Below are 25411 nucleotides of genomic sequence, written 5' to 3'. Positions count from 1 at the left end.
CTCACCTCAGTCACTCCAGCCACGCTAGTCGTTCGTTGGCCGGCAACTGAGCATCATGTCGGTACGTCGCGTGCCTTCCTGCCTGTCCTCCCGCTGGTCAGGTGGCAGGCGGCGGGCTGGTGGCACGGTGTTGTCCGGCGGGGGTCCTGGTGGTGATGACGACGGTCCCGTCGGGGGCTGTCATGGCGTGTTGTCGCCAGCCCGGCGCTTGCTTTGCGTGATTGCAGGCTTCGCAGGTGCCTTGGAGGTTGTAGGCGACGGTCTTGCCGCCTGCGACGACCGGTCGGACGTGATCGATGTGACGGATGGGCGCGTCGCACCAGGTCGTGGAGCAGGTCTGGTCGCGCAGGGTGATGAACTTCGCCAGGGCGGGCGGAACGACGCGGCTGCGGGAGTCCATGGCGATCAGTTGCCCGCTGGTCGGGTGGGCGTAGAGGCGGCGAAGCCAGGCGCCGGCGTTGGTGTCGAGAGCCTGTGCGACAAGATCGCGGGCGGCCGCGGCGGGCAGTCCGAAGGTGCCGATGCCGGGTTCCGTGATCCGCGGCTCCGCCAGGGCAGACCCAGTCGCGGTCTTGGCATCGGAGCTGGTGGCGCCGACCAGGTCGTCTGCACTGAGGACGACGTTGATGGCGACCGGAATGTGGTGGGGGTCAGCCTGCCCGGTGAGGCGGGTGATGGCGGCATCGGCCATCAGCGCACCGCGGCCACGACCCGCGGCGGCCGCGGTGCCGTGTAGAGCGTCAGCCTCCTTCTTGAGCGAGGCGTAGGCGGCGACACCTTGGACGAGGGGGACGGTGAGGGTCAGTCGGCTCATACCGTCGGCTGCCGGAGAGATGGTGATGCGGCGGGTGCCGACGGCTCGGCGGCGACGTTGGGCGACCCCAGCGTTGTCGAGGCGAGCGGCCAGCGCAGCAGCGGCTCGGCGGATCTGCTTCTCGCTCTGATGTTCCAGTGCGACGGGGTCGGCAGCGAGGGTTCGGTCGATCTCACAGCGGGCTTCGCGGGTGAGGTCGGCGGTCTCTTGCAGGAGCGCGGTCGCAACTTTCTCGGGGATGTGGCCGGTTCGGAAAGCGTGCCAGGTGTGAGGCATCTCGGCGGGCAGCAGTTTCGCCAGGCTGAGGTGTCGCTGCCCGACCCAGGGAGAGGCGCGCCGCGCGTATCCGAGTTCCCGCGCGACGGCACGTCCTTGCCGGGCCGCGGGGACTCTTTGGATGGCTTCACGGCGGCGGGTGCCGGCGTCAAGCTGCACGGCGAGGGCAGCCTGGGCGGCTTGGGCGGTGGCTTTGAGCTCTTCGAGGGTGCGGATGAGGCCGGTGAGTGCGCCGAGATGCTCCCCCGTCTTCGCCCGAAGCGCCGGCGACTCGTTGTGCGGGTTGGTGACCGCCTCGCCGTTGGGAGCGGTCAATGACTGCAACTCACTCAGGCACGACTCGGTGGTCAGCCTCGCCCAGGAGAGCCCGAGCTCGAACTCCGGGCTCAGCGGCAGCTCCGCCAACGCGTCGAGAGAATCGATCGCGGCTTCGCCAGAGCAGTCTTGGGTGGGTACGTCGTGGAGGGTGGCCGTCATCGGGGCCTCCGTTCAGGGTCCGAGAGATCTCTATCTTAGTCGAACACCTGTTCGATTTCAAGGGATCTGAGCCAACTCCTGAAGCTCACGTTCCGAAGCTCACGACGCCTTCTCGTGCCCAGTCGACTCAGCGGGGAGTGACGAGGACCGGAGTCGCTTCGACGATCTGGAGTCGCTGGCCGGGACCGCGGATGGTGACGGTGCCGTTGACGTCACGCCAGGCGCCGTTGTCGACGCGGAAGCGGGCGGCATACTCGACACTGACGTGCGGTCGAAGAGTGACGTCAGCGTGGGTGTAGGTGTGGGTGAGGTAGCGGTCCATCGCTACCCCGCGGGCGTACGGCCGGCCCGGCGTGTTGCTGCGTTGGGTCGTGCCGTCTCCGTGGTCCCAGACGAAGCTCCGCGGTGTGATCCGCAGGTCGACGCGGCGTCCCAGGATCCGCACCGTAGCCGTGAACGGCTCCGCGGTGGTGGAGAAGATCGTCTCCAGGTTGACCAGCGTCTTCCCACCCGGTGGCTGCACCACCAGCACCGGCTCCGGCACGTCCACGCGCCGCAGGGCCCGCAGCACCATCGCGTTCGTCACCTCCGGCGACTCGGCGGCCGACGCTGCTTGTCCTTCAAGACAAGCGATGCCTCGGTGACGTCGCGTGCCGTCGTCCAGAAGTTCAACGACCCTGAACTGCTTGCCAGTTCCCAGGCACGTGGCGACCTCGTCGCAAACCATCTCGGAACCGATCAAGCAGACTGGCTCGTAGATAAGCCGGGGCTCGTCTGTCCGTCGCGCAGGCTGGGTGTTAGCACTGCTCGCTGAATCATGCAGAGCTTCCATGCCCTCGACGAGAAACATTGTTCCCGTGGAATCCACCGATGTGTCAGCCAGAGCCACCGTGCTTGCAGCATCCAGAAACAGCGCCATCGCAACGACGTGGAACAGCAGGCGGCGGATCACGCCTTCTTCTCCCAGAATTCGACTTGCCATTCGCCCTCGGTGCTCATTGACACCGACAAGCTCACTCTTGCCGAGCTCGCTGCAGCCTTCCTCGTGGTCTCACCCAGTTGGTTCACCACAGACCCCCTGCTCGACTGAAGGCGTGCCGACACCGAGAAGCCGATAGTTCTTCCTCCAGGAACAGCCAGTGGCGTTGCTGCCAGCGCTCGCGCCGCCATGTGACCGCCAACGATCTTGCCGCCCGCCGAGTAGACATCATCGATCCATTCGCGAGCCCCGGTGCACGCTCTGCAATCGGGCGCTTGCACTCGTGCTAGCTGCCGAGTGTCGCCCGTGGCCTGCGCGAATGACGCAACTTGAAAGTAGTACTCCGCGAACGCCTTCGCACCTTCGGCGTCATCCCGCTCCATCGCCGCCGGAGGCACCGGCTCGGACGGCACGGAGGGCTGCGTATCGGTCACCGAGGGTGATACCGAAGCACCAGACGGCGACGGAGAACCTGACGGCCCCGCCTCGTCATCGGAACAAGCACCCACCGACGACAGCACCGCAGCAACAGCGACCACGGCTAGCAACCGACGCACCTGCATCACGACCACCTTCCCGAGAAGGACATCCCGGCCGAAAGACGCCCGAACCCGACCCTAGGCATCCAGACGCGCTCACGGAAGACCCGAACCGAGACCTCGGGAAGCACGGCGCTTCGTTTGGCCTTCACTGTCGTGCCAGGTCGGTGATCCGCCAGCCGTCGTCCACCGACTCGACGAATCCACGGTCGTGCAGCTCGGCGAGCTCTTGACTGACGACGGCGACGCTCAGGCTCGCGGTCCTGGCGATCGCCTCCTCCCCCACGGGCCGACGCGAGGGAACCGCATCGAGCACCCGTGACTGCCGCCTGCTCAACGCGTCGCGCGGTATCTCCGGGCCTCGCGGCACGACCGGCTCCTTCTCTCCCATCCGTGCCAGCAGCTCCAAGACGTCATCCGCACTGGTCACCAAGGTCGCTCCACCCGCACGGATCAGCTCGTTCGTGCCACGCGACGCACCGCTGCCGATCGGCCCCGGCATCGCCATCAAGGGGCGGGAGAGACGCGCCGTCCACCCGGCCGTGTTGAGCGCACCGCTTCGCGCGGCGGCCTCGACCACGACCGTGCCGGACGCCAAGGCCGCGATGATGCGGTTGCGACTCAGGAAGCGGTTGCGCATGGGGGCGTAGCCGGGTGGCATCTCCGACATCACCGCGCCGTGCTCGGCGATGTAGCTGATCAGCTCGGTGTGCGCGACCGGGTAAGGGCGGTCCGCACCCGAGGCAAGCACCGCGACGGTCGTGCCACCTGCTCCAAGCGCGCCCCGGTGCGCTGCCTGGTCGATACCGAAGGCGGCTCCGCTGACCACTGTCACCCCTTGCTGGGCAAGCGCAGCGGCCAGGTCGAGCGCAGCCGTGACGCCGTACGACGTGGCGGAGCGCGACCCGACGATCGCTACCGCTGAGCCCAGGGCGGCAAGCCGCATGGGACCGCGCACCCACACCCCCAGCGGCGCTCCCCCGACGTCGCCGAGCATCTCGGCGACGTCGAGATCGTCGAGCCCCCTCGGCCACTCCGGATCACCGGGGATCACGTAGCGGAGCCCTGTCCGTCTGGCCCGATCCAGCTCTCGCTCCGGCTCCAGCGCTGCGATCCGCTGCGCCACCTCGGACGGGCCGGACCTGCCCCGGTCGGCGGCGAGATGGTCCCGCAGCGCCACTGCGCCGATCTCGTCGACCAGTCCGCGCACCTTGGCGGTGCCTGGCTCGGTCACACGACTCAGCACGAGCCGTGCCTGCCGCTCTGCCTCGCGACTCATCCCGCCTGCCTCGTCCATACCTGGGTCGCAAGCGGTCGCCCGCTCCGCAGTGCCAGTGCGACATCCACCTCGGCGACGCCCGGCCGTCCGACTCTGCTCAGGTCGGCCACGGTCCAAGCCAGCCGATGCACACGGACAGCACCCCGCTGGGTCAACTCTCCGCCGTACACCGCGTCGTCGACCATGGCCGCGGCCTCGGCGGTCAGCGGCCACCGCTCCGCCAGGACCGGCCCCGGCGCGTGCGCGTTGAGCCGCCACGACGCACCTCGGAACCGCTCGGCCTGCCGCTCGCGCGCCGCCAGCACCCGAGCCCGTACGACGTCACTCGGCTCAGGCAGGTCGAACGGCAGATCGACCCGGGGCCGCCGGATCGCCTCCACATGACGCACGATGTCGATCCGATCGGCTATCGGGCCGGAGATGCGACTGCGGTAGCGGCGACGCTGGGTCTCCGGGCAATCACAGCGGGAGAGCCGCGCATCGGCGGAGTAGTTGCCGCACGGACAGGGGTTGCAGGCGAGCACGAACATGCCTCGGGCAGGGAAGGTCGCGGTCTCCTCCCCACGCGAGATCGTCACCTCGCCGGACTCAAGAGGCTGACGCAGTGCCTCGAGGATGTCCGCCTGGAAGAGGGGGAACTCATCGAGCAGGAGCACACCGCAGTGCGCCCGGCTCAGCTCGCCGGGACGGACCCGACCGGTGCCGCCGCCGAGCAGCCCGGCACGCGTCGCGCTGTGGTGCGGCGCGAAGAAGGGCGGCCGCGTCACCAGCCCTTCGCTCACATCGATGCTCCCGGCGAGTGATCGCACGGCGGTCACCTCGAGCGCCTCCTCGACCGACAGGTCGGGAAGGATCGTGGGCATCCGCTCGGCGAGCGACGTCTTGCCCGCACCTTTCGGCCCGCTGAGCATCAGGTGGTGCCCGCCGGCTGCTGCCACCTCGAGCGCGAACTTGGCGTCCTCCATGCCGCGCAGATCGGCCAGATCGACGTCGACGAGCCGGCCCTCGCCCCGCCACTGCAGGAACGAGCTCGCCGACGCCGCCTCGATCGGCGGCGACTCAGGGACCTCCCACCCGGCGAGCAGGGCGATCACCTGGGCGAAGGAGCGCACCCCCAGCACCGTGACGTCCGGCACCAGCGCCGCCTCCGCCACCTGCGTCTCGGGCACGAAGACACGCGAGATCCCACGGGAACGGGCGGTCATCACCATGGGCAGCACGCCGGAGATCGACCGCAGGCGTCCATCGAGGGTGAGCTCGCCGAGGAAGACAGCGTCATCGGTCACCACCGACGCGAGGCGCTCGTGCGAAGCGCACACCACCCCGACGGCGATGGCCAGGTCGAAGTGCGATCCGCGCTTCGGCAGGTCGGCCGGCGAGAGCAGCACGGTGACCCGTCGCGTCGCTGGCCAGGTGAAGCCACTGTTGCTGACCGCCGTGCGGCATCGGTCCCGGCCCTCGCTGATCGCGGCGTCGGCGCGACCCACGAGGTGGGTGCCGACCATCCCCTGTGCCACGTCGACCTGCACCTGGACGAGATGGCCCACCGCACCCTGCAGAGTCACCGTGCGGGTGGTCGCGATGGGCATCAGCCGATCCCTACGACGTGGTCGATCTCCACAGCACCCCGGTGCGGCGCCACGACCGCCACCAGGTCCAGCCGCACGTGGGAGGCATGGACGTCGTGCTCCAGCATCCAACGAGCCGCGAGCCGTCGCAGTCGGGCGAGCTTGGCGGGACCGACCGCCTCGTGCGGCGTACCGCGAGCGATGCTCCGCCGGGTCTTCACCTCGCAGACCACCAGCGTGCGGGCGTCCCGGAGTACCAGGTCGATCTCCCCCAGCTCGCACCGCCAGTTGCGGTCGAGCAGCGCCATGCCCCGACGCCTGAGATAGCGGGCTGCCAGATCCTCGCCGTACGCCCCTAGTGCCTGTGCCGTCATCGTGACCTCCTGACACAGAAGAGTCACGCCGCAGACGATCGGCGACTACTCAGGCGGGCGCAGCTGTGGAGCACAAGCCTGATCCACAGCCCAACACCTCCAGACCGGGCCACTCACCCCTCGTCGTACCGCTCCCAGAAGCGAGAACGGAGGCGATATCGGGTGGCGTCGTTCAGGTCGTAGAGGCCGAGCTCGTCCGACAGGTCGACCAGCAGTGCACGGTCGATTTCACGGGGGATCGAGGGACGGTTCCGGTCCAGCTCGGTCAGCTCCTCGCGCGAGACCGAATGCCGTAGCGAGACCACCACACGATCGACGACCCGGTCGATCATCGGTTCGTCGACCTCCAGGTCGTAGCCCGGAAGCACGCGCGAGCCCTGACCCGTAGATCCCGTGTAGGCGAGCGAGGCGCCCGCGACAGGCACGGCAGCCACCGCCGGCCTCGGCACCGCAGCCAGGTCGCGAGGTGTCGGTCCCACCTTCGCCCCCGTCTCCTGCTGCACGGCTGACACCGGTGCCGGCCTGGTGGGTGGCGGCCCCGGAACAGGCCGGGGAACCTCGACCTTGACGACCGCCGCGTCGATGGCGTCGCCGTCCAACTGGTCGAGATCGTCAGCAGCACGGATGAGATGCCGACTGACACCGTGCGGCTTGCCGTCGATCGTGGGCAGGGCAAGCAGCACCACCTCGACTCCCTGCACCTGCGCCTCCTCGACCGCTTCGGTCAGGTCGTCGTCGCCGGTGACGACGAAGAAGACATCCGAGGCGGCGTTGCGGGCGTGCGCGACAAGGTCGAGGCCGATCCGCAGGTCGACGCCCTTCTGCTGGCCGTCGACGCCGAACCTCCCCAGTCGCAGCTTCACCTTGGGCAGCTCGCCGATGCGCTCCTGCTGGGCGTCGGGGACCCCCTTGTGGGCCGAGTCGTACCAGTGCACCCGCAGCACCGGCAGGCCGGACCGAGCCTCCGCATGCGCGATCAACGCTCCGGTGAGCCGGGCGAAGTCGGTGTGGATCCCGCTGCGCAGCGAAGTCCCGGTGACGCGCGTGGCCGCGGCCGCGAGCAGGTAGCCGGCGTCGATGTAGAGGGAGCACGTTGATCGCATACAGCCATCCTGCCAAGCGGGGGTAGGCATCACCCTCGCAGCGCCGGCTGACCGCACTTCGGCTTGGGCAGGGCGTAGATCTCCGCACCGGAGATCTGGATGCCGAGGAAGCCGAGCAGAGGCGAGAGGAGGTAGCGATCCAAGCCCTGGAGGAGCGGGTTCACCAGGTGCTTGAGGAGCGGGTTCAGGATGTAGTTGAGACCCTCACCCACCGGCAGCCCCAGCAGCTTCAGACGCTTGGCGTCGACCGAGAGCTCCGGGAGGCCGATGTTGCCGCCCCCAGACGCGCCAGGCACGGTGTAGTTCTCGTTGAAGACGTCGATCGTCAGGTCCTTCAGCGGCCCGTAGCGCGAGGCGCGCAGGTCGATGCCGCCTTCCGCGATCTTGATCAGGTCCGCGAGTGCCGAGACCAGCACGTCGAGAGTGATGGTGAGCGTCAGCAGCGAGTCGCCCACGGCAACCACGATCGTGTCGTGGCCCGGGCGGCACGTGATGTCCTTGAGTACGGCGTCGGCCGGCGCCAGCTCGATCAGCACCTTGACCGAGGCCGCCAGGTGGGCGATGCCGATGTTGAGGTCAACGCCCTTGCCGCCCAGCCGGACCTCGATCTGGTTGGAGTGGGCGACCTGGTTCGGCTGTGCTGCTGAAGGGCGGGCCCGACCACAGCCGATGTTGGGCTTCTGGATGATCTTGACCGAGCCGGTCAGCTCGGCAAGTCCCGGTACACCGATCTTCAGGTCCGGGATGCTGACGCCGTTGGTGCCGTTGGCCGCGAAGAGCCCGGTCGTCACCAGATCGAGGACGTTGACCATGCCGTCGAGGCCGGCGCTTCCGCCGGTGCCGAGAGCGAGGATGTCGGCGAGGTTGAGGTTCAGGCCCGGCACCCGGGCGGCGAGCGCCTGCAGGAGGATCACCTGCGCGGTGTTGCCCGCCTCGCGACGCAGTACGTCGGCCATCGCCAGGTAGAAGTCTCCGAGCTTCACGCCGCGCAGCGCGACCAGCTCGTCGAGTGTTCCGACGCCGAGTCCCGCGTGGATGAAGCCCAGGAGGGGGATGTCGACGTTGGCCAGACCGCGCGCGTCGATGAGGCTCAGGTTCAGCTTGGTGCCGAGCAGTCCCAGCAGGGGCTTCAGCAGTGGGGAGTCGTCGGACTTGATGGTGGCGGCGTACGAACCGATGCTGAAGCACGCCTTGGACTCGGCCATCGCGACGGCTGTCCGCGCCGCCGCCCCCTCCCCCGGCTGGAACGAGAAGTCCACGCTCGTGCGGGCCGTCACCCGCACCGCCTGGGGTACGACGCCGCTCCCGACGGGCGCGAACGCGCCGTCGGTGGCCAACACCCCGAGCTCGTAGGTGACGACCGGTTCGTCACCGACAGTGGTCGTCGAGTTGCGCGCCACGCTCAGGTCTCTCGCGGTCGCCATCTCGCCCTGGAGTGCACCTGCGGTGCGTCCGTCGATCCGTCGCGCCATGTCCATCGCCACGATGTCGGCAAGGGCCTGCATGTCGCGGCGGGCCACCCGCTGCATTCCGAGGTCGACTGCGAAGGAGGCGAAGCCGATCAGCAGCACCAACATGAAGGCAACCATCGGCGCGACCGCGCCGCGCTCCTGCTCGGCGTGCTCGTCCTTCTTCTTGCCTGTGCGCGCGCACGCAACAACCACAGCGATCCCTCCCCAGAGACTCCCGGGAGGGACCGTAGTGGGTCAGGCGACCTTCATGACCAATCGGTCTAGACCAGAGGTCACCCTCGGAGAGCAGGCGTGCCACAGGATGGCGTACGGAGCGCAGAAATCCGGGCGCCTGCGACGTCGATGCCCAAGTTGATCAGAACTGTATTCAACTGAGTGTTGAGACTGCTCACCAATGAATTGTTGAGGCCATTGAGCACTGGCGCGACGACCATTCCGAGCATATTCCCGAGCGGGAGCGTGCGGTAATCAGTCGGAACACCAGGAGGCAGAGTCACATTGAACTGACTAGCATCGATACTCGGCAATGTTGGCAGGCCAATGGAGTCCTTCGGGAAGAACTGCGGGACGTCATAGTCACCATCCTTGTCGATCGTGATGACGTGGTCAGTCCACGCGGGCCCAGATCCCGTGTTTGAGACCGTCACAGGTCCACCAACCGTCAGCACGGGAGTCCAAGGGCCCCAGTTATCGCGCCACGGCGAGAGGATCGTTGCTCGCTTCCGCCGCCGCTCTTCAATGCCAACCTTCGCGTTCACCGTCAACGAGATCTCAAGGAGTTGACCACCGGCAACCTTTACGTAGACCTTTCGCTTGTCGCCCACGCACTCCACTCCGGTGAGTCGCGCCCGCGCTGGGACGACTTGAAGGCCCAGGTTGACGTCCACGGACGCCACCACTCTCGGCTCAACCTGTTCAAGCCCGAGGAGACCGGTAAGCACATCCCCCAACACGCCGAGGACCGTGTTCAACAACTGCCCGATGATGCTCTCGCTCACTGGGGCCGACCCACCCAAATTGACTTTCACTTGGGCTGTCTCTGCGAGCGGGTTGTTCGGGTTCTTTCGCTTACCGCAACTCACTTGGGGACGCTGGAGAACAGATACCGTGCCACTCAAGTTGAGAAGGCCTCCCGGTAGGTTAATTGTGGGCGTGAGCGCAAGACCGTTCTCGCCACTTGCGGCCACAAGTCCAGTCGCGACCATATCGAAGACATTGAGCATGGCGTCTGCACCGGCTACTCCAGTGGTGTCCAGTGCGAGCAGGTCACTAACCTTGACCTTCATGTCGCCAACCCGGCCCGAAAGAGCCTCAAGCACGCTGATTGCTGCGGCTGATCCATCCTGCCCCTGGAGCGCATCAGCCATAGCGAGGTAGAAACTACCCAGCCCAATCTGGGAGTTCAGCACCGAATCGAGTGAACCCGCGCCAACTTTGGCACTGAGCAGTTTGAGCAACGAAACATCTGTCGCCACGAGGCTGCCGGCGTCGAGCGCCCCCAAACCGACCTTCGTGCCAAGGAGATCGAGGAGCGGCCCCAATGCGCCGTCGTTCAGATTCGCATCGGCCACGTACGAACTGATGCGGATGCAAGCCCCGTCACCGCCTTCCGCATAGGCCGTCTTCATGACCTCGCCGTTGTCGGCGAAGATCGGAAAAAAGTAGTCGATACTAGTGCGTGTAATCACACGCACATGCGTTGCGGGACTGCTACCGCTGTCGACGAACGTCCGATCGGCCGAGTTGTAGATTCCTGGGGTCGCACAGATTTCTCCGGCACCGATCGAGGCCTGGCCCGCGCTGCAAGAGACTGGCGAAAGCTTCTCTCCCACTGCTCGATCGTCGTTGCGTTCCAGACTCCCAGCCAGGGCAGTCGTCCAGGCGGGGGTGTCATTGAGTTGCTCCGTCGTCTTGCCGTCGAGTTGACGGGCCATGTCCATCGCGACGACGTCGGCCACGGCCTGCATATCGCGGGCAGCCACGCGCTGGTAGCCGAGATCGACCGCAAACGAGGCGAGGCCAACGAGAACGACGAGCAGGATAGCGACGAACAGGGCGACCGCTCCGCGTTCGTCGCGCGGCTTGGCGATGATAGACATCAGTTGACCTCGGCGCTCGAGGTGAAGCTCAGAGTGCTGGGCATCGGGATCAACGGCAGGTTGAACGGATCGAAGGCGTCGTAGTTCAAGGAGACCGTGACCGTCACGCACTTGGCGCTGCCGCCCTGGCAGGCCGCGGGCGGCGTGGCCGTGCAGGTCAGCCCGTTGGTCCCGCAGGAGAGATTGCCGTTGCCCTCAAGGGCCTTGTTGACGGCGTTGGTGGCCGCGCCGGTCGGGTTCGTCTGCGCCACGGCAGCCGCACGGGCACCCTCGGCAGCGGCCTGGGTGAGCGCTTGGCGCACCGAGAACATGTAGGCGTAGGAGATGATCCCGAAGAGGATCAGCACCAGGGGGATCACCACGAGGGCGAACTCGACCGCAGCCGCGCCATCCTCGTCACGACGTCGTCGTACGCGCACTCCACCCATGTCTGCCCCACCCCATGTGTCCCACAACACGCACGTCATCCGACGTACCCGCTCAGGATAGATTCCGTGCGCGGTTTGTGTCCCCTTTTCCCTCAGGACGCGGGGAAAAGTGGTCTAGACGGGTGGGGGGCGAACGACCCGTTCGGGCCATCCCCTCCAGGGGGGCGCTACGACTTGGGGGGTTCGATGTCGGAGGAGGCCAGCTCCTCGACGTTCACGTCCTTGAAGGTCAGCACCTTGACGTTCTTCGCGAAGCGGGCAGGGCGGTACATGTCCCACACCCACGCATCCGACATCGAGACCTCGAAGAAGACGTCGCCCTGCTCGGTCCGGGCCTTCACATCCACCTGGTTGCAGAGGTAGAACCGCCGGTCGGTCTCCACGACGTACTTGAAGATGCCCACCACGTCGCGGTACTCGCGGTAGAGGGTGAGCTCCATCTCGGCTTCGTACTTCTCGAGATCCTCGACGCTCATGGGCCCTCCTTGGCTGACGTTTGCTGGCTACACCGTAGTGGGGTCTCGACAAGCTCGACCAACGGAACCGACTCGACAGGCTCGACCAACGGAGCCGACTCGACAGGCTCGACCAACGGAGCCGACTCGACGCCGGGAAGGTTCCACGAACGCCGGTGGTGCTCCGTAGGGCCATGCTCAGCCAGCGCACGCAGGTGCTCCGGCGCGGAATAGCCCTTGTTGTGCTCCCAGCCGTACGCCGGGAAGGCCGGGGCCAGCTCCACCATCAGGGCGTCGCGCGCGGTCTTGGCCAGGATGCTGGCGGCCGCCACCGCTGCGCAGCGCAGATCCGCCTTGATCTCGGTCCGCACCGCCGGCATCCGTTCGATGAGCGTCGGCACCGGGTCGAGCAGGTCCAGCTGCGGCGGCGGGGTCAGGTAGTCGTGATTGCCGTCGAGCAGCACCAGATCGAGCTCGAGGCCCGTCTCGATCAGTGCCCGGTGCCCGGCCATCCGCAGTGCCGCCATGATGCCGAAGCGATCGATCTCCGCGGGAGTTGCGTGCCCGACCCCGTGGGCGAGCGCCCATCGCCGGATCTTGGGGGCCAGCCGCTCCCGCACCTCCGGAGGCAGCAGCTTGCTGTCTCGGACGCCACTGGGCGCCGTCTTCGTCTTGAGGTCGATCACAACAACACCGATGGTCACCGGGCCGCAGAGCGCACCGCGCCCCACCTCGTCGGCACACCCCAGCAGCAGTACGCCGTCACGCAGGAGGCGACGTTCCAGCCGGAGGGTCGGCGTCACCATCACTGCGGGTCGGGGACGTGCTCGAAGACCTTCGGGCGAGTGAGGTGATCCCAGCGACTGCTCGGCCAGATCAGCGTCCACACCTTGCCGACCACGTTCTCGACCGGCACGAGGCCCCGCGTCGGCGCGCACTGCTGCGCCTTCGGGTTGCGGCACATATGGGCGGTGGAGTCGGCGCTGTGCTCGCGGTTGTCTCCCATGACGAGCAAGAAGCCCTCCGGGATCGTCACCGGTCGCATCCGGCAGTTGAGCATCGGTGCCGCGCACCGACCACCCTTGGCGACGTACTCGCTCTCATCGAGCGCATAGCCGTTGACGGAGAGCCGTCCCTGGTCGTCGCAGCACTCGACGGTGTCGCCCGGAACGCCGATGACCCGCTTCACCAGGTGGCCGCCGGTCGGGAACAGCCCGATCTTGGTCAGGCCCTTGGCGATGATGTTCGTCGGACCGGCGGAGTCCTCGGCGGGAAGCCAGTTGTCGGGGTCCTTGAAGACGACGACGTCGCCACGCTCCGGGCCGTCGTCACCCCAGTAGGAGACCTTCTGGACCAGGATCCGGTCGTTCTCGACCAGTCCGGGCTCCATCGACTCCGAGGGGATGTAGAAGGCCTGGACGAAGAAGGCCTTGATCACGACGGCGAGCGTGAGGGCGATGACCAGCAGCAGGATCGTCTCCTGCCACACCGGCAGCTGCTTGCGGCGCCGGAAACGCGACGACCGCGACTCCCCCGCTGGTGAGAGATCGGTCATGCCGACCTCCTGATCGGGGGTGTCGCGGTCATCAGAAGTCACGCGCAGAGCCTAGCCATCCTCTGGTCGGGCTCTGCAGCCAGCACCAAGCGGTGCTCAGGCCTCGCGGCGCTCCTTGATCTTGGCGGCCTTGCCGCGCAGGTTGCGCAGGTAGTAGAGCTTCGCCCGGCGCACGTCACCGCGGGTGACGACCTCGATCTTCTCGAAGATCGGGGAGTGCAGCGGGAACGTGCGCTCGACGCCCACACCGAAGGAGACCTTGCGGACGGTGAAGGTGCGGCCGATGCCGGAGCCGTGCACCCGGATCACGACACCCTGGAACACCTGGACACGCGAGCGCGAGCCCTCGATGACCTTGACGTGCACCTTGACGGTGTCGCCCGCGCGGAAGTCGGGGACGTCGTCGCGCTTGGCGTCGGCGTTGATCTGGTCGATGACGTTGGTCATAGCAACTCCTCGCAGCACGCCACAGGTCGGCCGCGGCTCAAAGAGAATCAGGTTTGCGTGGACCAGCCGAGGTGCCGGCGCTCCACGCTCCCCCTGTGGCAGGTGCGGGTGCAGTCCCCGGGGCGAACTCCCGGGCGACGTCGGCCGACTGGACCAAGGAGGAATCTTGCCACAACGACGCGGGCCGACCGAAATCGATCAACTTTCGTCGCACGGAGCTTCCGACCTCTGGGCGACGCGAGAGCGCCGCCGCCGAGGTTACGGTCGTGGGTCCGTCCGTCGCCCGAAGGGTCCTCATGTCCGCTCGCTGTGCCCGCCTCCCGTTCGTCGCGCTCGCTGCCCTCGCCCTGCTGCTACCGGTGCTGGCCACGCTGTCTCTCAGCACGCCGGCCCACGCGGCTGCTTCGGTCAAGCTCGCCGTGAGCGGCTCGCCCGTCGCCGGCCAGAAGACCAAGCTCACCGCCACCGTCAAGCCCAAGGCCAAGGGACGCAGCGTCGTCTTCTCCGTCAAGGCCGGCAAGAAGTGGAAGAGCCTCGGCAAGTCCAAGACCAACAAGGGCGGCGTAGCCACCCTGAGTACGACGAAGCTCAAGGCGGGCACACAGACCATCCGGGCCGTGGCCAAGAAGCACAAGGGCAACAAGGAGCGCACCGCCACGAAGAAGATCAAGGTCGCGGCTGCCTCCCAGACCTCCGGCAAGGCCGCAACGCTGGGCGCACCGAGCACGGTGGGCACCGGCTCCGTCTTCGAGTTCACCGTCGAGATCTCCAAGATCGTCGACGGCGTCCTCACCCTCACCGCACCGGCCAAGGGGCGCCAGGTGCGCCGCGCCGGTGATGTGGAGGTCCGTGGTGGCGTCGCGCGGGTCGCGTTGGGCGACGTACCTGCTTCGCAGCCGCGCACGGTCACCGTGCGCTGGCAGGCGCCCAGCAGCGCGACCACCTTGCAGATCCGCGCCGACCTGACGGGCAACGGCGTCCGCGACCGGCTGAGCACCACGGTGCAGGTCGTGAAGGGATCCGTCGACCACCTCCCGGCCCTGGACCACAGCGTCAACATCATGGCAGGAGGCGGGGACCTGCCCCAGGACGGTGAGGACCTCATCGTGCTCTGCATCAACGGGCCGAGCCGCCCCATCCCCTCCTACGCCGAGGCGTTGAAGCAGATCGACGCCTGGGTCGAGACGCAGTTCCTCCCCAACACCAAGTCGCTGTGGAAGAACGCTCCCGAGCTCACCACCTCCTCGGGCGCCCACCGGGTCTTCGCCCAGGCCTACCTCGATGACCGTCCCGCCGCGATGATGGCGGCGGCAATCGCCGGTCGCCGGATCGCCCCGACCGACGCGCGGCATCTCACCAACGCGGCGATGACCGCCAGCATGATCAACCGTCCCGACTGGGCGGTTGCGTTGGCGCAGAAGGCAGCCGGACTCCCCGCCAACAACAGCGGCGGGGTCGCCCAGGAGGCGGTGCGGCTCAACAACCTCGGCCACGCGTGGTCCAAGCTGGGCAACTTCGCGAAGGCCGAGGCCAGCCTGCGCGCCGCGATCCGGCTGCAGCCCGAGAACCCGCTGCTGCACCGCGAGCTCGGTGCGATCCTCTCCTGCGCCGGCCGGCCCGCACAGGCACTCGACCAGATGCACGAGGGCTACCGCGAGTCGACCGCACCGGACGAGGTCGTCGTCCGCGACAGCTACACCCAAGTCGACCCAGAGCGTGCCTTCGACATGTCGCAGGCGGTGGCCGGGGAGCTCAGCCTGTTCGACGTGCCGGGGAACATGGAGAAGCTGATCGGCCTGGAGGGGCGCAACGGCGCTGTCGGCGTCGATGAGGACGCGCTCAACGCACAGAACCTGGCGTTGCACAACCGCAGGCTCCAGCTCGAGGACCAGCTGCGGGAGCGCAACAAGACGCTGCACCCTGCCGAGGTGGAGCGCACCCAGAAGATCCTGGGCCGGATGAACCAGACCGCCAGCAAGCGGGTGCTCGAGCTCTACCAGGAGCTGCGCGACGCATGGAGCGAGCAGGACGTGTGCGGGCTGCCGGCGTTCAGCGGCCACCCGTGGTGCAACGTCAGCGATCCGAAGGTGAGCTGCGGTGAGCATCGGCAGATCGCCAGCACCTGGCTCCAGAAGACATCGGCGTTGCGGCAGGCGATCATCGCCTACCACGAAGTCGCTTGGCCGACCTGGACCGGACTGCAGGGCAACCTGCGTGACCCGATCGCCCACGAGCTCGCGGGCGTCCGGATGGAGCAGGAGATGAACTTCTGGGCCGGAGTGATCACGAACGACCTGCGCGACGCCGCAGAACGGTTCAAGGGCTTCAACTCCTACGCCACGGGGTTGACCCCGGGCGCGACCTGCACCAACCCGGAGCCGCTGCCCCCGAACGCGACCACGGTCTCCAAGGTCGAGGGCGAGGCGCCGCCGCTGTGCAGTGACGCGATGAAGCCGTGGGCGCTGGAGGCGAAGCTCCTGATCGCGACGATGAAGGTCTCCTGCGAGAGGGTGAGCTTCGAGCTCAGCACGCCGCCGATCCTGCTCTCCGCCTTCGCGAAGGTCGACTTCGACTTCAATCCGCAGGGCTGGGTCAAGTCCAGTCGGCTGACCGCCGGCGTCAAGGGCGGCGTGGACGTACCCGGCGCGGGCTTCACCGGCGAGGCGGCGTTCTACCTGGAGCAGGACACGTCGGGGAAGCTCACCGACGTCGGCTTCACCTCGGGCACCGAGCTCGAGATCGGCCACACGATCAAACTCGCCGCCGACGAGGCGAAGTCGAAGTGGTCGTTCATGAGCGCGACGCACGTCTACTGACCCGGTCGCCCGTCGAGACCCACGCGGGGAGGTCTCGGCGGGCGAGGCGTCAGGGCAGGGACCGGATCTTCTTGCTGAGGATCACGACGCCCAGGTCGTCGACACGGCCGACGCGCCGGTAGCCGGCTCGCTTGTAGAAACGCAGGTTCGGGCCGCTCCGCTCCCCCGTCCACAGTTCGTACGACGTCGCCTCCGCAGGAGCCGCAGCCTCGGCGTGCTCGAGCAGCGTCCGACCGAAGCCGCGGCCCTGGAGATCGGGCGCGACCATGAGGCGGCCGATCTCCCAGACCGGTTCGGTCGTTGCCGGGCGTCTCGATACCGCGCTCGACGGCCGGGAGTGGGCACGCACCGACGCGACCAGGCGACCGTCGATCCGCGCCACCCAGGTCTGCCACACCTCGAGCGCGGCACGGACGTCGTCGAGCGACTCGGTCAGCGCGGGAATGCGGAGCGAATCGGCCAACAGCGCCTCCTGCACCCAGCAGGCCCGCTGCAGCGTCAGCAGCTCGCCGGCATCGGCCAGGGTCGCCGGCACCAGGTCCAGCCCCTCCGCAACGGCCGACGGCGGCAGCAGGTCGGGACGACGAGCGACGGTGCGGCGTACGGCCTGGTCGTGGCGCCAGTCGGCGATCAGCCGGTGGTTGCCCGACAGCAGTACCTCCGGGACCTCCTGACCGCGCCAGCTCGCCGGCTTGGTGTAGACCGGGTACTCGAGAAGGCCGTCCTCGTGTGACTCCTCGACCAGCGAGTCGGGGTTGCCCATGAAGCCGGGCAGCAGTCTCACCACGGCCTCGGTGATCGCGAGCGCGGCCACCTCTCCACCGTTGAGCACGTAGTCGCCGATCGAGATCTCGCGGACCGTCGCGACCGTCCCTGCGTGGTCGATCACCCGCTGGTCGATGCCCTCGTACCGCCCGCATGCGAAGACCAGGTGCTCCTCCGCAGCCAGCTCACGAGCCAGCGCCTGGGTCAACGGCCGGCCGCTCGGGGTCGTGAAGACGACCGTGCTCCGCGGTCCGACCAAGGCGTCCAGCGCCTCGCCCCAGGGCTCGGGCTTCATCACCATGCCTGCGCCGCCGCCGTACGGCGTGTCGTCGACCGTCCGGTGCCGGTCGTACGCCCAGTTGCGCAGGTCGTGCACGGCGATGTCGAGCAGCCCCTTGTCGCGGGCCTTGCCCGGCAGGGAGAGGGTGAGCGGCGCGAAGTAGTCGGGGAAGATCGAGACCAGGTCGATCCTCATTCGTCCTCCAGCGGCGTGACCAGGCCGGGCCGGTCGGCCACCACCACGCGCCCTCCCGCGACATCGACTTCGGGGACCAGCGCCTTCACGAACGGCACGAGCGCATCGCGGCCCTCCGGCGTACGGACGACCAGGAGATCCTGAGCGCCCCCGTGCACCAGGCTGCCGACGGTCCCCAGGGCGGCCCCGTCGACATCGTGGACGGCGAGGCCGATCAGCTGGTGGTCGTAGAACTCGTCAGGGTCGTCGGGCGACTCGTCGGCGGCCAGCGTCGCGTGCAGCACCGTGCCACGGTAGGCCTCCGCGGCGTTCCGGTCGTCGATCTCCTCGAAGGTGGCCAGCAGCGTGCCCTGATGCCATCGCGTGCTGCGTACGGTGATCGGCCCAGGTTCCCGAGCAGCACCCCGCGCCGGCACTCCGCGCAGGACGTTGCCGACGGCGAAACGCCGCTCCGGCTCGTCTGTGCGTACGTCGACCGTCACCTCACCCCGGACGCCGTGCGGCTTGCCGATACGGCCGACGACGACCTCGATCTCGCTCTCCACGTCGACGAGGGTAATGGGCGCGCACTGTCGGGGGCGAAATGCGCCAGTGGGCGCGACCCTTGCGGATCGCGCCCACTGACGTTGTGTATCTGTGTCGCTCAGCGACGATCCACGTCGACGAAGTCGACGCGCGCACCGCCCCGGCCGGCGAGGGCCGAGATGACGGTGCGGAAGGCGGACGCGGTGCGACCGCCCCGCCCGATGACCTTGCCCAGGTCCTCCGGGTGCACTCGCACCTCGAGGACGGCACCGCGACGCAGCTGCTTGTCGCGCACGGTCACGTCGTCGGGATGGTCGACGACGCCTCGGACGAGGTGCTCTAGTGCGTCAGCGAGCACGTCAGCCCTCGGTGCTCTCGGCGGCGGGGGTCTCCTCGGCGGAAGCCTCGGCAGCAGGAGCGTCAGCAGCAGGAGCGGCGGCCTCCTCAGCGGGAGCCTCCTCCTTCTTCTCCTCGGCCTTCTTCTTGGTCACCGCAGCGGCCTTCGGCTCGTTCTGGGCGTCCTTGAGAGCCTGGTTGAAGACCTCGAGCTTGTCGGGCTTCGGAGCGGCGACCTTGAGGGTGCCCTCGGTGCCCGGGAGTCCCTTGAACTTCTGCCAGTCACCGGTGATCTTGAGCAGCACCTCGACCGCCTCGGTCGGCTGCGCGCCGACACCGAGCCAGTACTGGGCGCGGTCGGAGGTCACCTCGATGAAGGACGGGTCCTCCTTGGGGTGGTACTTGCCGATCTCCTCGATGACGCGGCCGTCGCGCTTCTTGCGCGAGTCGACGACGACGATGCGGTACTGCGGCACCCGGATCTTGCCCAGGCGCTTCAAACGGATCTTGACGGCCACGTTTGTGGTGTCTCCTCGGAAGTTGTGTGTGGGTGAGACCTCCGACCGCCAGGTGGGGACCGGGGCGGACATCTCCTGGGACCTGCGACAACCGGATGAGAGGGTCCGAGAGCGCAGGACTCAGCGGAGGATTCTGCCAGAGGTCGCAGGCGGGGCCAAAACCGGGCTCATGCGCGCCCGTCGAGCGCTCGCTCGATGTCGCCGCTCAGCTTCGCCGGCTTGGTCGCCGGGGCGTATCGGTCGATCACCTGGCCGTCACGCCCGATCAGGAACTTGGTGAAGTTCCACTTGATCCGGTCGCCCAGCAGACCGCCCTGCTGCTCGCGCAGCCAGCGGTACAGCGGGTGCGCATCCGGCCCGTTGACGTCGACCTTCGCGAACATCGGGAAGGTCACTCCGTAGTTGCGCTCGCAGAAGGCACCGATTGCCTCCTCGTCGCCGGGCTCCTGGTGGGCGAACTGGTTGCAGGGGAAGCCGAGGACCGTCAGCCCCCGCTCGCCGTAGGTGCGGTGCAGCTCCTCCAGGCCGGCGTACTGCGGGGTGAAGCCGCACTTGGAGGCGGTGTTGACCACGAGCACCACCTGATCGGCGTACGCCGACAGCGGCTGCTCCTCGCCGCCGAGAGTGGTCGCGGTGAAGTCGGAGAGGCTGGTCATGTGCTCAGGCTACGCCGAGGTCAGGCGACCACGGCGCCGCGCAGCACCACTCGGACCGGCCGGCGCAGCGTGGAGAGGTCGAGACGCGGGTCAGCGTCGTAGACGACGAAGTCGGCGCTCGCGCCCTCGGTGAGGCCGTCGAAGCCGAGCCACTCACGGGCCTTCCAGGAGGCAGCGGCGACGACGTCCGCTGCCGGGAGCCCCATCGCGACCATCGCCTCGATCTCCCCGGCGATCTCCCCGTGCCGGGCCGCACCCCCGCCGTCGGTCCCGACGTACATGCCGACGCCGGCCTCCCATGCCTGCATGAGGACGTCGCGCCGTCGCGCGTAGAGCTCGTCCATCGTGGCGCTGTAGTCGGGGAACTTCTCCCGTCCGTCGGCGGCGAACTGTGGGAACTTGGCGGTCTGCTGCACCGTCGGCACCAGCGCGACGCCCCGAGCGACCATGGTCTCCAGGTGGTCGGTGCCCAGCCCCGTGCCGTGCTCGATGCAGTCGATCCCGGCATCCAGCAGCCCGGGCAGCACGTCGCGACCGAAGCAGTGCGCGGTCACGCGCGCGCCCTCGGCGTGCGCCGCCTCGATCGCCTGGGCGAAGTCGTCGGACCCGAAGGACGGCGCAAGGTCGCCCTCGTCACGGGAGATCCAATCGCCGACCAGCTTCACCCAGCCGTCACCGCGGCGAGCCTGCTCGCGGACCGCGTCGACCAAGCCGTCCGGCTCAACCTCCGCGCCGTAGTTGCGGATGTAGCGACGCGTGCGTGCGACGTGCCGGCCGGCCCGGACGAGACGGGGCAACTCGTCGCGCCCATGCACCCAGGACGTGTCGGCGGGCGAGCCGCAGTCACGCAGCAGCAGCGCGCCCGCGTCGCGATCCAGCAGCGCCTGGTCGACGATCTCGTCGTCGGCGATCGCCCCGTGGTCCTCCAGACCCAGGTGGTTGTGGGCATCGACGAGCCCAGACACCAGCCATCCGCTCGCGGCTGTCACCGCGCCCGCCTGCGGTTCGTAGGTGATCACACCGTCGACGACATAGACGTCGCGGCTCTCCTCCTCAGGCAACACCGGACCCCGGAAGCGCAAGACAGTCATGGCAGAGACCCTAGCGAGGCTGGTTTCGCCAATCTGGCAGATGCGCACGGGTCCCGGAGGGGTTCATGCTGATTCGGCTGGGGAGACGAACGAGGAGATTCTCCATGACACGACCCGCACGAGCATTCGCCGTCACCGCCTCCTTGGCGCTCGGGGCGACCCTTCTCACCGTCGTCGCCGGCCCGCCCGGCGCAACCGCGGCGCCACAGTCCGGGACTCCGTGGACCGTGGTCGCCCAGGGCCTCGACAACCCGCGGCAGCTGAACCTGCACGATGGCACGCTGATGGTGGCCGAGGCAGGTACAGGCGGGCCTGGCCCCTGCTTCGAGGGCCCCGAGGGTCAGGCCTGCTTCGGAAAGACCGGCGCGATCACCAAGATCACCCGTCACGGCCAGCATCGGATCGCCCGCGGCCTGCCCTCCTTGGCGGGCGCCGACGGCTCGCAAGCGATCGGCCCCGCCGATGTGCTGCTCAAGAACCGGCGCTGGTTCGCCACCATCGGGCTCGGCACCGACCCTGCGGTGCGCGGCACCCTCCCCTCGGCACTGCTCGGCACCGTGGTGACCGGACGGCTCGGACACTCCCACGTGCGGGTGCTGGCAGACCTGGCCGCCCGCGAGGCGGCCCATGACCCGGACCACGCTGGTCCCGACAGCAACCCCACGGGGATGTCGTTCGCGCCCTCCGCGCGTCGGCACGCACGCCATCACCAGCGCACGCCTCGCTTCGTGGTGACCGACTCCGGCGCCAACGCGCTGGTCACGGTCGCTCCCTCCGGTCGGGTGCGGACGTTGGCGGTCTTCGACTCCCCCGGCACGGCTCCGCTGCCGTTCCCGCCGTTCGACGAGGTACCGATGCAAGCGGTCCCGACCTCCGTGGTGCGCGGGCCGGACGGTGCTTGGTATGTGAGTGAACTGACCGGCTTCCCGTTCGCGCCCGGGGCCTCGCGGATCCACCGGGTGACCGCCAGCGGCCACTCGAGTGTGTGGGCGACGGGGCTGACCAACGTCACCGATCTGGCGTGGCGGCACGGACGCCTCTATGCGGTGCAGCTCTCCGACGCCGGCCTCGCCAATGAGACCGACCTCCCGATGGGCTCGTTGGTGCGCGTGGTGCCAGGTGGGCCGCCGGTGACCGTCGTCGGCTCCCTTCCCGCGCCGTACGGCGTCACGACGACCCGGCACGCGGCGTACGTCACGACGTGTTCGGTGTGTGCGGACCACGGAGAGGTGGTGCGGATCCCGCTGCCTTGATCAGAGGCGGTCCAAGAGCCAGGCCGGGCCGAGGGTGAGCGCCCCGAGTCCCTCGACGCGGGCCCGCAGGAACCGGTCGGCGGTCACCACCGTGACACGATGCCCCGCCTCGACCGCGGTCCGGGCCCGGGCGACGATCTCGTCATCCCCGAGGCCCTTGGCGTGCACCGTGCGCACGTGGCCATCCCGCCCCGGCCGGATGCCGCCCTTGGCCGCGCCTTCGAGGACCAGCACGATCTCGTCGTACGTCGTGTCGGCCACCATCAGGTGCTCGTGGAGGCGGCGGGCCGCGCCGGGGCGGTCCTTCCACCAACCGTCGGGCCGACTGCCCACCACGTTGGCGGCATCGACCACGAGGACCGTTCTCATCGGCGCATCACGCGGAAGACGTTAGACGAGAATGTCTCAGCTTCTCCCTGCGGTTGCCGAAGAGTGCCGAATGCACAGACTTTCTCGTCTCCTCGTCGTCGGCGTCAGCGTTGCGACCGTCGCCCTCTCCACAACCGCGCCAGCAGTGGCTGCCAAGACCGATCGGACGGTGGTCGCCTGCGCAGCGAAGAAGTCCGGCGATCTCCGGGTGGTCTCCCGAGCCGCACAGTGCAAGAAGTCGGAGACCGTCCTGAAGTGGCGGGTGAGCTCGAAGGGCAAGGGCCCCGTCGGGATGCCCGGGCCGGCCGGCGCCACGGGTCCGATGGGTCCGATGGGTCCGGCAGGCCCCATGGGACCGGCAGGCGCTGACGGCGCCGACGGTGCCGATGGCGCGCCGGGAGCCACCGGTGCGGCGGGGCAGGCTGGCGCAGTGGGGCCCGCAGGACCGGCGGGCGCGGACGGCGCACCCGGGCCGACGGGCCCCGCAGGGCCTCCCGGACCCGAGGGACCCGCGGGCGCACCCGGGCCGACGGGACTTCCCGGATCCGGCCCCGTGCTCAGTGCCACCAGCGGCATGCCCAGCACCCTCACCACAACGCTCGGCGGCGTGTCCGGCACCCGGGCCGTCCTGCCCCTGTCGGGATCCGGCAACAGCTCCCACAACGGACCTCTTGGCCCGTCGATCGACCTGCTCCCGAACGCCGGGCAGCCCTCGATGATCCAGGTGCTCCCGAGCGACACCACGGTGACCGACATCGCCGCACGCATCAGCACCACCACCGCGCTGAGCCTCCTCGGCTCCACCGTCGAGGTCACTGCCCAGCTCTACACGGACGCCTCGGGCGGCAACCTTCTGTACCCGGTTCCCGGCGCCATCTGCACGATCCCCTCGCTCACGGGGCTCGTCGCCATCGGCGACGTGGGCCAGTGCAGGACCAGCGGCCTCAGCATCCCGATCCCTGCCGGAAGCACCGCGGTCATGGTCTTCACCGCCACCGTCGTCGCAGGGATCGACGTGGCGACGGCCATCGGCGGACAGCTGAGCTCCAGCATCCAGCTGAGCTGAGCCAGCGGCGACTCTGCCGGCATCACTTCGAGGCCGGCATCACCTCAAGCCGGTTTGACTACTTCAGGAACTTGCCGAAGTCCTTCGGGAGCTCCAGGTTGGCGGCCGCCGCCTCGTAGTCGATCCCCGCAGGGTCGCCGAACGGGTTGCCTGCGCTGGCGGCCTTCTCAGCCTGCGCCTTGCGCTGGTTGGCTGCCTTCGCAGGGTTGCCCGAGACCCGCTTGGACTTGCCCTTCTTGGCCTGCTGCTTGGCTCCGGACCGCTTGCCGCCGCCCATGCCGGGCATCCCAGGCATGCCCGGCATGCCGCCGCCACGAGCCATCTGCTGCATCATCTTGCGGGCCTCGAAGAAGCGGTCGACGAGCGTGTTCACGTCGGAGACCTGGGTGCCGGAGCCCTTGGAGATCCGCAGTCGCCGGGAGCCGTCGATGAGCTTCGGATTCTCCCGCTCGGCCGGCGTCATCGACTGGATGATCGCCTGGATCTTGTCGATCTCACGCTCGTCGAAGTTGTCGAGCTGGTCGCGGAACTGCCCCATGCCGGGCAACATCCCCATGATCTTGGAGAGCGAGCCGAGCTTGCGGATCTGCTGCATCTGGGCGAGGAAGTCGGTCAGGGTGAAGTCACCGCCCTGACCGGTGAGCTTCTCAGCGGCCTTGCGCGCCGACTCCTGGTCGAACGCCTTCTCGGCCTGCTCGATCAGGGTGAGCATGTCGCCCATGTCGAGGATGCGCGAGGCCATCCGGTCGGGGTGGAAGAGGTCGAAGTCGGTCATCTTCTCGCCGGCGGAGGCGAACATGACCGGCTTGCCGGTGATCGAGGCGATCGAAAGCGCCGCACCGCCGCGAGCGTCACCGTCGAGCTTGGTGAGCACGACACCGTCGTAGCCGACGCCCTCCTGGAAGGCGAGGGCGGTGTTGACCGCGTCCTGACCGATCATGGCGTCGACGACGAAGAGCACCTCGTCGGGCTGGACCGCGGCCCGGATGTCGATCGCCTGTTGCATCATCTCGGCATCCACACCGAGGCGGCCGGCGGTGTCGACGATGACCACGTCGTGGAGCTTGCGCTTGGCCTCCTCGATGGAGGCCTTCGCCACCTCGACCGGGTTGCCGACGCCGTTGCCCGGCTCGGGCGCGAACACCGGGACGCCGACCCGCTCACCGTTGACCTGGAGCTGGTTGACCGCGTTGGGTCGCTGCAGGTCGCAGGCAACCAGCAGCGGCGTCTTGTCCTGCTCCTTGAGCCACAGCGCCAGCTTGGCCGCCAGCGTCGTCTTTCCGGCACCTTGCAGACCCGCCAGCATGATGACGGTGGGGCCGCTCTTGGCGTAGCGCAGTCGACGGGTCTCGCCGCCGAGGATCGCCACGAGCTCCTCGTTGACGATCTTGACGATCTGCTGCGCCGGGTTCAGCGCCTGCGAGACCTCCTCGCCGCGAGCCCGCTCCTTGATGGCGCCGACGAACTCCTTGACCACCGGTAGCGCGACATCGGCCTCGAGCAGGGCGATCCGGATCTCCCGGGCGGTCGCGTCGATGTCGGCCTCGGAGAGCCGGCCCTTGCCTCGCAGGTTCTTGAAGGTGTCTGCAAGACGATCAGAGAGAGTGGCGAACAAGTCGGTGTCCTAGTTCTGGCCTGACGGATGACGAGGTCCCAGCCTAACCGGCACGGTGCGG

Annotated in this window: 25 protein-coding genes; 3 read left to right on the top strand and 22 right to left on the bottom strand. The window is 68.3% G+C overall.

Features of this window, described 5'->3' with window-relative positions:
- Positions 1 to 97 precede the first annotated feature (97 nt).
- From DNK54_RS00475 to rplS, 14 genes are all read right to left on the bottom strand, one after another.
- Positions 98 to 1567 (bottom strand): HNH endonuclease, encoded by a 1470-nt coding sequence (locus DNK54_RS00475; RefSeq protein WP_110205009.1) that lies wholly within the window; start codon positions 1565 to 1567, stop codon positions 98 to 100.
- Between the two features lie 127 nt (positions 1568 to 1694).
- Complete coding sequence (locus tag DNK54_RS00470) at positions 1695 to 2153, bottom strand: hypothetical protein (RefSeq protein ID WP_110205008.1); 459 nt, start codon at positions 2151 to 2153, stop codon at positions 1695 to 1697.
- 362 nt (positions 2154 to 2515) lie between these two features.
- Entirely contained in the window at positions 2516 to 2929 is a 414-nt protein-coding gene (locus DNK54_RS21785; protein WP_420846355.1) for a DUF6318 family protein, read from the bottom strand.
- Positions 2930 to 3233: 304 nt separating this feature from the next.
- Positions 3234 to 4364: a DNA-processing protein DprA gene (gene dprA, locus DNK54_RS00465; RefSeq protein ID WP_110205731.1), complete on the bottom strand. Its 1131-nt coding sequence runs from the start codon at positions 4362 to 4364 to the stop codon at positions 3234 to 3236.
- The gene (locus tag DNK54_RS00460; protein ID WP_110205007.1) at positions 4361 to 5953 is read right to left on the bottom strand and encodes a YifB family Mg chelatase-like AAA ATPase; all 1593 of its coding nucleotides are present in this window, start codon (positions 5951 to 5953) and stop codon (positions 4361 to 4363) included. Before DNK54_RS00460 ends, dprA begins: the two co-directional genes overlap by 4 nt.
- Positions 5953 to 6306, bottom strand: coding sequence for a YraN family protein (locus DNK54_RS00455; protein WP_110205006.1), 354 nt, complete (start codon positions 6304 to 6306; stop codon positions 5953 to 5955). The genes DNK54_RS00460 and DNK54_RS00455 overlap by 1 nt, the downstream gene beginning before the upstream one ends.
- A gap of 113 nt (positions 6307 to 6419) precedes the next feature.
- Positions 6420 to 7409 carry an NYN domain-containing protein gene (locus DNK54_RS00450; protein ID WP_110205005.1) on the bottom strand — a complete coding sequence of 330 codons (990 nt, stop codon included), beginning with the start codon at positions 7407 to 7409 and terminating at the stop codon, positions 6420 to 6422.
- A gap of 29 nt (positions 7410 to 7438) precedes the next feature.
- A complete protein-coding gene (locus DNK54_RS00445; protein WP_110205004.1) occupies positions 7439 to 9073 on the bottom strand; it encodes a pilus assembly protein TadG-related protein in 1635 nt (544 codons plus the stop codon).
- Between the two features lie 80 nt (positions 9074 to 9153).
- The gene (locus DNK54_RS00440; RefSeq protein WP_110205003.1) at positions 9154 to 10980 is read right to left on the bottom strand and encodes a Tad domain-containing protein; all 1827 of its coding nucleotides are present in this window, start codon (positions 10978 to 10980) and stop codon (positions 9154 to 9156) included.
- Entirely contained in the window at positions 10980 to 11408 is a 429-nt protein-coding gene (locus tag DNK54_RS00435; RefSeq protein WP_162602249.1) for a TadE/TadG family type IV pilus assembly protein, read from the bottom strand. Before DNK54_RS00435 ends, DNK54_RS00440 begins: the two co-directional genes overlap by 1 nt.
- 167 nt (positions 11409 to 11575) lie before the next feature.
- A complete protein-coding gene (locus DNK54_RS00430; RefSeq protein ID WP_110205001.1) occupies positions 11576 to 11884 on the bottom strand; it encodes a DUF2469 domain-containing protein in 309 nt (102 codons plus the stop codon).
- The gene (locus DNK54_RS00425; RefSeq protein WP_110205000.1) at positions 11881 to 12669 is read right to left on the bottom strand and encodes a ribonuclease HII; all 789 of its coding nucleotides are present in this window, start codon (positions 12667 to 12669) and stop codon (positions 11881 to 11883) included. Before DNK54_RS00425 ends, DNK54_RS00430 begins: the two co-directional genes overlap by 4 nt.
- Positions 12669 to 13460: a signal peptidase I gene (gene lepB, locus DNK54_RS00420; RefSeq protein WP_110204999.1), complete on the bottom strand. Its 792-nt coding sequence runs from the start codon at positions 13458 to 13460 to the stop codon at positions 12669 to 12671. The genes DNK54_RS00425 and lepB overlap by 1 nt, the downstream gene beginning before the upstream one ends.
- Before the next feature lie 54 nt (positions 13461 to 13514).
- Entirely contained in the window at positions 13515 to 13865 is a 351-nt protein-coding gene (rplS, locus tag DNK54_RS00415; RefSeq protein WP_110204998.1) for a 50S ribosomal protein L19, read from the bottom strand.
- A 296-nt stretch (positions 13866 to 14161) separates the two neighbouring features.
- Here rplS and DNK54_RS00410 point away from each other — a divergent pair, with 296 nt between their 5' ends.
- Complete coding sequence (locus tag DNK54_RS00410; protein ID WP_110204997.1) at positions 14162 to 16681, top strand: tetratricopeptide repeat protein; 2520 nt, start codon at positions 14162 to 14164, stop codon at positions 16679 to 16681.
- A gap of 49 nt (positions 16682 to 16730) precedes the next feature.
- On the opposite strand, the gene trmD is transcribed toward DNK54_RS00410, so the two are convergent.
- The 6 genes from trmD to DNK54_RS00380 all read right to left on the bottom strand — a co-directional run bounded on the left by trmD (position 16731) and on the right by DNK54_RS00380 (position 21047).
- Positions 16731 to 17921 carry a tRNA (guanosine(37)-N1)-methyltransferase TrmD gene (gene trmD, locus DNK54_RS00405; RefSeq protein WP_110204996.1) on the bottom strand — a complete coding sequence of 397 codons (1191 nt, stop codon included), beginning with the start codon at positions 17919 to 17921 and terminating at the stop codon, positions 16731 to 16733.
- Positions 17918 to 18466 carry a ribosome maturation factor RimM gene (rimM, locus tag DNK54_RS00400; protein WP_204164370.1) on the bottom strand — a complete coding sequence of 183 codons (549 nt, stop codon included), beginning with the start codon at positions 18464 to 18466 and terminating at the stop codon, positions 17918 to 17920. The genes trmD and rimM overlap by 4 nt, the downstream gene beginning before the upstream one ends.
- 98 nt (positions 18467 to 18564) lie before the next feature.
- Positions 18565 to 18804, bottom strand: a complete 240-nt coding sequence (locus DNK54_RS00395; protein ID WP_110204995.1) for an RNA-binding protein — start codon at positions 18802 to 18804, stop codon at positions 18565 to 18567.
- A gap of 1 nt (position 18805) precedes the next feature.
- Positions 18806 to 19300 (bottom strand): 30S ribosomal protein S16, encoded by a 495-nt coding sequence (gene rpsP, locus DNK54_RS00390; protein WP_110204994.1) that lies wholly within the window; start codon positions 19298 to 19300, stop codon positions 18806 to 18808.
- Between the two features lie 167 nt (positions 19301 to 19467).
- Positions 19468 to 19956 (bottom strand): glutathione peroxidase, encoded by a 489-nt coding sequence (locus DNK54_RS00385; protein ID WP_110204993.1) that lies wholly within the window; start codon positions 19954 to 19956, stop codon positions 19468 to 19470.
- Between the two features lie 20 nt (positions 19957 to 19976).
- Positions 19977 to 21047: an amidohydrolase family protein gene (locus DNK54_RS00380; RefSeq protein WP_110204992.1), complete on the bottom strand. Its 1071-nt coding sequence runs from the start codon at positions 21045 to 21047 to the stop codon at positions 19977 to 19979.
- 104 nt (positions 21048 to 21151) lie between these two features.
- Here DNK54_RS00380 and DNK54_RS00375 point away from each other — a divergent pair, with 104 nt between their 5' ends.
- Positions 21152 to 22300 carry a ScyD/ScyE family protein gene (locus DNK54_RS00375; protein ID WP_162602248.1) on the top strand — a complete coding sequence of 383 codons (1149 nt, stop codon included), beginning with the start codon at positions 21152 to 21154 and terminating at the stop codon, positions 22298 to 22300.
- Here the strand turns inward: DNK54_RS00375 and DNK54_RS00370 are convergent, their stop codons facing one another.
- Complete coding sequence (locus DNK54_RS00370) at positions 22301 to 22669, bottom strand: PIN domain-containing protein (RefSeq protein WP_110204990.1); 369 nt, start codon at positions 22667 to 22669, stop codon at positions 22301 to 22303. It lies immediately after the preceding gene.
- Between the two features lie 70 nt (positions 22670 to 22739).
- Here DNK54_RS00370 and DNK54_RS00365 point away from each other — a divergent pair, with 70 nt between their 5' ends.
- Positions 22740 to 23735 (top strand): hypothetical protein, encoded by a 996-nt coding sequence (locus DNK54_RS00365; RefSeq protein ID WP_162602247.1) that lies wholly within the window; start codon positions 22740 to 22742, stop codon positions 23733 to 23735.
- Positions 23736 to 23793: 58 nt separating this feature from the next.
- Here DNK54_RS00365 and ffh read toward each other — a convergent pair whose 3' ends face one another.
- Positions 23794 to 25350 (bottom strand): signal recognition particle protein, encoded by a 1557-nt coding sequence (gene ffh, locus DNK54_RS00360; protein ID WP_110204988.1) that lies wholly within the window; start codon positions 25348 to 25350, stop codon positions 23794 to 23796.
- Positions 25351 to 25411 lie beyond the last annotated feature (61 nt).

It is taken from the genome of Nocardioides daejeonensis, assembly GCF_003194585.1.
In the GTDB taxonomy this organism is placed as follows: domain Bacteria; phylum Actinomycetota; class Actinomycetes; order Propionibacteriales; family Nocardioidaceae; genus Nocardioides; species Nocardioides daejeonensis.
The sequence above is the reverse complement of the archived record's forward strand: the minus strand, read 5'-3'. Positions and strand labels throughout refer to the sequence as shown.

Excerpts from the sequence above, each read along its gene's own strand:
- DNK54_RS00475 (WP_110205009.1), bottom strand. The coding sequence starts at position 1,567 with ATGACGGCCACCCTCCACGACGTACCCACCCAAGACTGCTCTGGCGAA.
- DNK54_RS21785 (WP_420846355.1), bottom strand. The coding sequence starts at position 2,929 with ATGGAGCGGGATGACGCCGAAGGTGCGAAGGCGTTCGCGGAGTACTAC.
- dprA (WP_110205731.1), bottom strand. The coding sequence starts at position 4,364 with ATGAGTCGCGAGGCAGAGCGGCAGGCACGGCTCGTGCTGAGTCGTGTG.
- DNK54_RS00460 (WP_110205007.1), bottom strand. The coding sequence starts at position 5,953 with ATGCCCATCGCGACCACCCGCACGGTGACTCTGCAGGGTGCGGTGGGC.
- DNK54_RS00455 (WP_110205006.1), bottom strand. The coding sequence starts at position 6,306 with ATGACGGCACAGGCACTAGGGGCGTACGGCGAGGATCTGGCAGCCCGC.
- DNK54_RS00450 (WP_110205005.1), bottom strand. The coding sequence starts at position 7,409 with ATGCGATCAACGTGCTCCCTCTACATCGACGCCGGCTACCTGCTCGCG.
- DNK54_RS00440 (WP_110205003.1), bottom strand. The coding sequence starts at position 10,980 with ATGTCTATCATCGCCAAGCCGCGCGACGAACGCGGAGCGGTCGCCCTG.
- DNK54_RS00435 (WP_162602249.1), bottom strand. The coding sequence starts at position 11,408 with ATGGGTGGAGTGCGCGTACGACGACGTCGTGACGAGGATGGCGCGGCT.
- DNK54_RS00430 (WP_110205001.1), bottom strand. The coding sequence starts at position 11,884 with ATGAGCGTCGAGGATCTCGAGAAGTACGAAGCCGAGATGGAGCTCACC.
- DNK54_RS00425 (WP_110205000.1), bottom strand. The coding sequence starts at position 12,669 with ATGGTGACGCCGACCCTCCGGCTGGAACGTCGCCTCCTGCGTGACGGC.
- rplS (WP_110204998.1), bottom strand. The coding sequence starts at position 13,865 with ATGACCAACGTCATCGACCAGATCAACGCCGACGCCAAGCGCGACGAC.
- DNK54_RS00410 (WP_110204997.1), top strand. The coding sequence starts at position 14,162 with ATGTCCGCTCGCTGTGCCCGCCTCCCGTTCGTCGCGCTCGCTGCCCTC.
- trmD (WP_110204996.1), bottom strand. The coding sequence starts at position 17,921 with ATGAGGATCGACCTGGTCTCGATCTTCCCCGACTACTTCGCGCCGCTC.
- DNK54_RS00385 (WP_110204993.1), bottom strand. The coding sequence starts at position 19,956 with ATGACCAGCCTCTCCGACTTCACCGCGACCACTCTCGGCGGCGAGGAG.
- DNK54_RS00380 (WP_110204992.1), bottom strand. The coding sequence starts at position 21,047 with ATGACTGTCTTGCGCTTCCGGGGTCCGGTGTTGCCTGAGGAGGAGAGC.
- DNK54_RS00375 (WP_162602248.1), top strand. The coding sequence starts at position 21,152 with ATGACACGACCCGCACGAGCATTCGCCGTCACCGCCTCCTTGGCGCTC.
- DNK54_RS00370 (WP_110204990.1), bottom strand. The coding sequence starts at position 22,669 with ATGAGAACGGTCCTCGTGGTCGATGCCGCCAACGTGGTGGGCAGTCGG.
- DNK54_RS00365 (WP_162602247.1), top strand. The coding sequence starts at position 22,740 with ATGCACAGACTTTCTCGTCTCCTCGTCGTCGGCGTCAGCGTTGCGACC.